At 66.6% G+C, this 6013-nt stretch carries 8 protein-coding genes; 3 read left to right on the top strand and 5 right to left on the bottom strand.

The window, feature by feature from the left end:
• Positions 1 to 189 (top strand): hypothetical protein (locus ACEN88_RS22665; protein ID WP_413343243.1); only part of this gene is annotated, 189 nt, incomplete at its 5' end.
• Here the strand turns inward: ACEN88_RS22665 and ACEN88_RS22660 are convergent.
• The 4 genes from ACEN88_RS22660 to ACEN88_RS22645 form a co-directional block, all read right to left on the bottom strand.
• Positions 190 to 933 carry a GAF domain-containing protein gene (locus ACEN88_RS22660; protein WP_413343241.1) on the bottom strand — a complete coding sequence of 248 codons (744 nt, stop codon included), beginning with the start codon at positions 931 to 933 and terminating at the stop codon, positions 190 to 192.
• Between the two features lie 98 nt (positions 934 to 1031).
• Complete coding sequence (locus ACEN88_RS22655) at positions 1032 to 1352, bottom strand: DUF2288 domain-containing protein (RefSeq protein WP_413343239.1); 321 nt, start codon at positions 1350 to 1352, stop codon at positions 1032 to 1034.
• 13 nt (positions 1353 to 1365) lie between these two features.
• Positions 1366 to 2049: an RES family NAD+ phosphorylase gene (locus ACEN88_RS22650; protein ID WP_413343237.1), complete on the bottom strand. Its 684-nt coding sequence runs from the start codon at positions 2047 to 2049 to the stop codon at positions 1366 to 1368.
• Positions 2050 to 2487, bottom strand: a complete 438-nt coding sequence (locus tag ACEN88_RS22645) for an MbcA/ParS/Xre antitoxin family protein (protein WP_413343235.1) — start codon at positions 2485 to 2487, stop codon at positions 2050 to 2052.
• A 162-nt stretch (positions 2488 to 2649) separates the two neighbouring features.
• On the opposite strand from ACEN88_RS22645, the gene ACEN88_RS22640 reads away from it, so the two are divergent.
• Together ACEN88_RS22640 and ACEN88_RS22635 are read left to right on the top strand one after the other, a co-directional pair.
• Positions 2650 to 3087 (top strand): YybH family protein, encoded by a 438-nt coding sequence (locus ACEN88_RS22640; RefSeq protein ID WP_413343233.1) that lies wholly within the window; start codon positions 2650 to 2652, stop codon positions 3085 to 3087.
• Between the two features lie 104 nt (positions 3088 to 3191).
• Positions 3192 to 5030, top strand: coding sequence for a rhamnogalacturonan lyase (locus tag ACEN88_RS22635; RefSeq protein WP_413343231.1), 1839 nt, complete (start codon positions 3192 to 3194; stop codon positions 5028 to 5030).
• 102 nt (positions 5031 to 5132) lie between these two features.
• Here ACEN88_RS22635 and ACEN88_RS22630 read toward each other — a convergent pair.
• Positions 5133 to 6013 (bottom strand): single-stranded-DNA-specific exonuclease RecJ (locus ACEN88_RS22630; RefSeq protein WP_413343229.1); only part of this gene is annotated, 881 nt, incomplete at its 5' end.

The following is a 6013-nucleotide window of genomic DNA, read 5'->3' as shown; positions in this document are numbered from 1 at the left end:
GGGGCGCGGAGATGTGTATACGCCCCCGGCGCCGCGCGCGCGTGGCTGGCGCGGGCGGCGGAGCTGGAGTACCCGGAGGCGTTGCAGGAGCTGGCGCTGACCGAGCCGGACCCGCAGCGGGCGGACATGCTCATGCGCGCGGCCGCGCACGCGCTGGCCCACCGCGCGCACGCGGCAGACCGGCATTGATCAGTTGCGGCTGTTGCGGCCCGTGGCCTGGATCTCGCTCGAGGCGATCTCGGCCAGGTCGATGAGACCTTGCACTTCGGCCGCGCGCAGGCGGCGCGGTTCGCGGTCGATCACGCACAAGGTGCCGAGCGGCTGGCCGGACTTGTCGCGCAGCGGCACGCCGGCATAGAAACGGATGTGCGGTTCCTGCAGCACGAGCGGATTCGTGCGGAAACGCTCGTCTTCCATCGCGTCTTCGACGACGAACAGCTCGTTTTTCAGGATCGCGTGCGAGCAGAACGCCCAGTCGCGCGGCGTCTCGCGGGCGGCGAGGCCGACCCGGGCCTTGAACCACTGGCGGGTCGACGTCAGCAGGGAGATGAGGGCGATCGGCGAGCCGGTCACCATCGAGGCGAGGCGGACGAGGCGGTCGAAGCGGGCTTCCTCGTCGGTGTCGACGAGGCCGGTGGCGGCCAGCGCGGCGAGGCGCGCACGTTCGTTGGCGCCGATGGGGTAACCCGGCTGCGGCGCCGGCTGGTATTCCTTGTCCGTGCTGGGATTCGGGGTCGACCGGGCCTGGTCGTCGCCATGCATCAGGCCTTGCACGAGGGAGAGGCGCGTGCGGCGGTGTCCGCCCGGCGTCTTCCACGATTCGATCGCGCCGCTTTCCATCCAGATCTGCACCGTGCTCGTCGCCACGCCGAGCAGGCGCGCGACTTCGCTCGTGGTCAGGATCGGATCGTCTTCTTGTAAGTTGCTTTGCATAAACTTCCTCACTTCACGCCAGTATAGCGGATTCGGAGGGATCACATTTCCTAAAAACTAGTTGCTCCAAGGTAATGTGTTTGCTGGCCAACACTTTCTCAGTGAACGGCGTGCTTTTCCGGCTGCACCAGCACGAACGGGCTCACGACGGACGCCCACAGAAGGGTGTCGGACGCCTGCCAGGTGCTCGCCTGCACGTCGGATACCTTGGCAACCTTGCCTTCGTTCATCCAGCGGTTGATGGCGTCCTTGTCATCATGGGCGATGCGCAGGGCGATTTCGACGAGGTCCAGTTCTTCGCTCACATACACGACGGCACCGTGGGCGAAATGGCGTTCGAGTTCGGACCAGTGCACGCGGGCGGTCTCGCGGTTGATCTTGTCGTGCAGTTCGGTGTCTTTGAGCGGATCGGTTTTCATGGTGATGTCTGATTCAGAGGGGTTCGATGGCGGGAAGCGGCGAACCCGCCCATGTTAACCGATATGCATGGCCCTTGCGGACATTGCCGACCAATGCGGGGCGGAAGCATGCGAGATTCGTGCCCTCGGGCCGCCGCACGCTCGGGTAGATGACGCCCATCGAACCCGCCTCCAGCAGCTCCGCCGCCAGCGCCTGCGATGCGACGTAGCTGTCGGCCGCGAGGCAGTCGTCCCAGGTATCGGCGCCGCGCAGGTCGTGGAAGCTGGCGCTGAAATCGGCCAGCAGGGCCTGGTAACTCACGCTGTCGTCGAAGCGGCCGATTTCCTGGTATTCGACGGCCTTGTGGAACGCCACCTCGGCCAGCGCCGTCTCGATCTCGAACGCGCAATACCACGCGCCCCGTTCGCCGTCGTTGAAACGGCTGCCTTCCGGCCGCGCATACGTGTAGGCCGCGTTGATGATGCGGAAGTTCGGCACGCCGAACACGAGTTCGTCGACGCCGATCCCCGGCAGCAGGCCGGACTCGCCGCGCAGGCGGTCGTTGGTGGCGTTGTCGAGGTCGAACAGGTCGCGCAGCATGCCATCGTCATCGGCGAGCGGGGCCAGCACCGAGTCTTCGAGGTCGGCGAAGCGCGACGGGATCAGGCGGCACGTATCGAACCGCCGCAGCGCGGTCAGGCGCGGGATGAGTTTCACTCACAGCCCTCCGCGGCGGGCGTCGAGCAGGCGGCGCACGGTCTGCATCGCCAGCAGGCCGCCGCCCAGCATGCAGGCCAGCGGCGTGCGGCCGTTGAAGATGGGATTGGTGTTGGGGAGGTGGATCCATTCGTCGGCGAGCTTGTCGCCGTACAGGATGTGCAGGGCTTTATAGATGCCGAGCAGGTAGGAGATGCGCGTGATGCGGTCGACTTCCAGCACCCGCGCGGGGTGCTTCTTCCATTCGTAAAACGAGGACGACGACAGGCCGCCGAGCAGCTCGCGCGCATCCTCGTCGCGGATCTGCCAGGCGCCGGCCAGGCGAAAGAAACCTTTCAGGGCCGATTCCGACAGCCGTTCGCGCTCGGAGCGGGCGGACAGGTCGACAAGAACCGCCGGTTCGAACCGGCTCTTGGGGTAGGCGTAGGCGAAGCTCATGAGGAATCCTCCGGTTATGGATTATATATACTCCGCTTTCGGACATCGTGCAAGCATCTTGTACAAACCGTACTGCCGTGCCAGAATTCAAGGCTTGTCAAATCATCATCCTGGTAAACGACGTTAAAGGGGGGCGCGATGCGTCTGCTGTCGATTGGGGTCATGTGCATCAGCACGCTGATGCTGGCTATGGCGAGCGCGGCGCGGCCGTCGCACGACGAGCTGAAGAAACAGGTGGCGGACACCGAACGTGCCTTCGCCGCGACGATGAAGGCGCGCGACCACGCCGCGTTCACATCCTTCCTGGCCGAAGAGGCCATCTTCTTTGCCGGCCCGACCCCGCTGCGCGGGCGCGAGGCCGTCGCCAATGCGTGGCGCAAGTATTACGACGGCGAACGCGCGCCATTCTCGTGGGAGCCGGAGCAGGTGGAAGTCGTGGATTCCGGCACCCTGGCCTATAGCGGCGGGCCTGTCTACGATCCCAGCGGCAGGGTGGTCGGACGCTACAACTCGATCTGGCGGCTGGAAGCGCCGGGGCGGTGGAAGATCGTGTTCGACCGGGGCGAGGCGCCGCCCTGTCAGTGCGGCAAGAAAGAGTAGTCGCCCCGCTCAACATTGTGACTGCTTGCCTGGACCGAATTGACACTCCCCGGGCCAATCCAGATACTCGAACGCCCAACAACAACGACGAGCAGGCTGGCGACATGATACCGATCCGAACCGTTGCACCGCTAGGGCTGCTGGCGCTCGCCCTCGCGCAATCCGCGTTTGCCGCGCAGGGCAAGCAGGTTGAAAAACTCGACCGCGGCGTCGTCGCCGTCGCCACCGGCGGCGGCGTCTTCGTCAGCTGGCGCGTGCTGGGCGTCGACGACCCCGGCACCCGCTTCAACCTCTACCGCGACGGCGTCCGCCTGAACGGCGCGCCACTTACGGCGAGCAATTTTACGGACACCAACGGCACGCCGGTGGCCCGCTACACCGTGCGGGCGATCGTCGACGGGCACGAAAAGAAGGACGAAGCGGCCGGCGCCACGTGGAGCCAGCCCGTCCTGCGCATTCCCGTGCAGCGGCCGACGGGCGGCGTCACGCCGAAGGGTGAGGCCTACACCTACGACATCAACGACGGCACGCCGGCCGACCTGGACGGCGACGGCCAGTACGAGCTGATCGTCAAATGGCAGCCGACCAATGCCAAGGACAATTCGCAGTCGGGCTATACCGGCAACACGTATGTCGACGCCTATAAACTCGACGGCACGCGGCTGTGGCGCATCGACCTGGGCCGCAATATCCGCGCGGGCGCCCATTACACGACGGTGGTCGCGTACGACTTCGACGGCAATGGCAAGGCCGAGGTGATGCTGAAGACGGCCGACGGCACCGTGGACGGGCAGGGCAAGGTGATCGGCGACGCCAATGCCGACTACCGCAATGCCAACGGCTACATCCTGTCCGGCCCGGAGTATTTGACGGTATTCGATGGCCGCACGGGCAAGGCGCTGGCGACCACGGATTATCTGCCGGCGCGCGGCTCGGTGGCGGCGTGGGGCGACAACTACGGCAACCGCGTCGACCGTTTCCTGGGCGGCGTCGCCTACCTGGACGGCCGTCGGCCCAGCGCCATCTTCTCGCGCGGCTATTACACGCGCGCCGTGGTCGCGGCGTGGGATTACCGCGACGGCGTGCTGTCCAGCCGCTGGGTGTTCGATACGGACAAGGAAGGCAGCGCCGTGCGCGGCCAGGGCTCGCACTGGTTCGCCGTGGCGGACGTCGACGGCGACGGCCGCGACGACATCGTCTACGGCGCGGCCGCGATCGGCAGCGATGGACACATGCTGTACAGCACCGGCCTGTGCCACGGCGACGCGCTGCACGTCGGCAAGCTGGACCCGACCCGCGCCGGCCTGCAGGCGTACATGGTGCACGAAACCCCGTCCTGCTACGGCGCCACCGGCTCCGAGATGCACGACGCGGCGACGGGCCGGATCCTGTGGGGCGTCAGCGGCAGCGGCGCCGACGTCGGCCGCGGCGTGTGCGCGGACATCGATCCGAACTACCTGGGCGAGGAATGCTGGGCGTCGCGCGGCGGGCTGATGGCGGCGAACGGGCACCAGATTTCCACGGCGCGTCCGGGGAACATGAATTTCGCCAGCTGGTGGGATGGCGACCTGGGCCGCGAACTGCTCGACGGCACCGTGATCAACAAATGGCAGCCGGCGACGGGGAGCGTCGTGCGCCTGCTCGACGGTGCACCGTACGGGGCGGCGTCGAACAATGGGACCAAGGCGACGCCGGTGCTGTCGGCCGACATCCTCGGCGACTGGCGCGAGGAAGTCGTGTGGCGCACGGCCGACAACTCGGCCCTGCTCGTGTTCACGACGACGGCGCCGACGACGGCGCGCATTCCGACCTTGATGCACGATCCGCAGTACCGGGCGCAGGTGGCGGGGCAGAATGCGGGGTATAACCAGCCGCCGCATCCCAGCTTTTACCTGGGCGAGGGGATGGGCGCGGTGACGCAGGCGCCGATTTTTACCCGCTAGGTCCGTAACGTAACACCGTCATTCCCGCGCAGGCGGGAATCCATGCTGAGGTTCCGAAGTCGGTTGCTCAGTATGGGTCCCCGCTTTCGCGGGGACGACGGGTTATACAGGTTCCGCGTGCTCGACGAGCAGTTGAACCTTGGTCACGCCGTTGTACTCATTGGCATCGAGCCGGAACGCCACCCGCGCCTTGTCGCCCAGCGCATCCGTATGCCCGAACCAGATGGCATCGTAGCGCCGCCCATTCCGCTCCAGCAGCAGCTTGAGATGCTTGTCCTTCAGGATGCGCTGGCTGACGACACGGAATTCGTCGCAGAACACGGGCGGCGCGAACCCCTGGCCCCACACCTGGCTGTCCAGCAGTTCGATGAATTGCGTGCTGTAGAAATCGTCTTCCAGCGGGCCGTCCGTCTCGACGACGCGCTCCAGCTGCGCCTCCGTCAGCCACGCGCGGCCGACGGCTTCGAACGCCTGCGCGAACGTGTCGAAATGGTCGCCGCGGATCGACAGGCCGGCTGCCATCGCGTGCCCGCCGAACTTGTCGATCAGCCCCGGCACCTTCTTCGACACGAGGTCGAGCGCGTCGCGCAGGTGGAAGCCCGGGATCGAGCGGCCGGAACCCTTGATCCAGCCGTCGCCCGCGGGCGCGAACGTGATCGTCGGCCGGTAGAATTTCTCTTTCAGGCGCGAGGCGACGATGCCGATCACGCCCTGGTGCCAGCCGTCGTCGAACACGGCGATGGTGCTGGCGTCCGCCGGCTCGAAATCGTCCAGGTGCAGCAGGGCCGTACCCTGCATGTCGGCCTCGATCTCGCGCCGTTTCAAGTTGATGTCGTTGAGTTCCTGCGCGATGGCCCAGGCGCGGCCCTCGTCGTCCGTGATCAGGCATTCGATCCCGAGCGCCATGTCTTCCAGGCGGCCGGCGGCGTTCAGGCGCGGGCCGAGGGCGAAGCCGAGGTCGAACGGCGACGCGCAGCGCGCCC

Source organism: Massilia sp. CT11-108, from assembly GCF_047302915.1.
In the GTDB taxonomy this organism is placed as follows: domain Bacteria; phylum Pseudomonadota; class Gammaproteobacteria; order Burkholderiales; family Burkholderiaceae_D; genus Telluria; species Telluria orientalis.
Note: the sequence above shows the minus strand (reverse complement) of the source record. Positions and strands in the feature narration are given on the sequence as shown.